The organism is Paraburkholderia humisilvae (assembly GCF_902859855.1).
Classification (GTDB): domain Bacteria; phylum Pseudomonadota; class Gammaproteobacteria; order Burkholderiales; family Burkholderiaceae; genus Paraburkholderia; species Paraburkholderia humisilvae.
In genome coordinates this window covers 1-798 of record NZ_CADIKH010000424.1, presented here as the reverse complement: position 1 = coordinate 798, position 798 = coordinate 1, and the positions used below count along the sequence as shown (strand labels likewise).

The 798-nt window shown below is 62.7% G+C and carries 1 protein-coding gene; it reads right to left on the bottom strand.

Annotation, left to right across the window (positions count from 1 at the left end):
• Positions 1 to 17: 17 nt before the first annotated feature.
• The coding region (locus tag HV796_RS42885) for an IS5 family transposase (protein WP_175233632.1) at positions 18 to 798 on the bottom strand (781 nt) is incomplete at its 5' end.

Sequence of the window (798 nt, the reverse complement as noted above, 5' to 3'; positions counted from 1 at the left end):
AGAGCCCGTTTGAAAAATCACAGATGAGCGATTCTGCGTAAGAACAGGCTGCCCATCGCGATGTGAATCATGGCTTCAGACACGTCGGCGCGTTGCTCGTAGTTCCTGACCAGCCGACGCCAGCGAACCATCCAGCCAAAGGTGCGCTCCACCACCCAGCGCTGAGGCAACACGGCAAATCCAGCCCGCTGCTGGCGGCGCACCACCTCGACGACAAACCCAGGCGTTGTCACCTTGTCCATCAGGGGCGTTCGGTCGTAAGCCCCGTCGGCAAACAGATGCTTCACGCCCGGCCAGCGCTTCTTCACCGCTCCCAGCACGGCCTGCGCAGCGGTACTGTCGGCGATACCGGCGGACGTGAGATTCATCATCAGCAAACGGCCATCGGTATCGGCCGCAATGTGCCGCTTGCGTCCAGCCACTTTTTTTGCGTCGTAGCCACGCTGGCTCGCCGCTGGCGCCTTCAGCGTCTGACTGTCGATGACCCCGGCGCTGGGGCAATGCTGGCGGCCGGCCAGTTCCCGATCAACCATCAGTACCACATCGCGCAACGTATGAAACAGGAAGCGGCGCATCAACTGACGAAACCACCCGCAGACCGTCTGCCATGGCGCGGAGTCCTTCGGCAGCATCCTCCAGCCGCACCCCGCCCGCACCAGGTAGCGCAACGCATTGTTCACTTCGCGCGAATCGCACTGCCGACGGCGTCCGCGTGAAGCAGCACGTGGCAGCAATCCCCTGATTGCGGCCCACTCGATGTCGCTCATATCGCTCGGGTAACGCTTCGTCTTCTGCGCC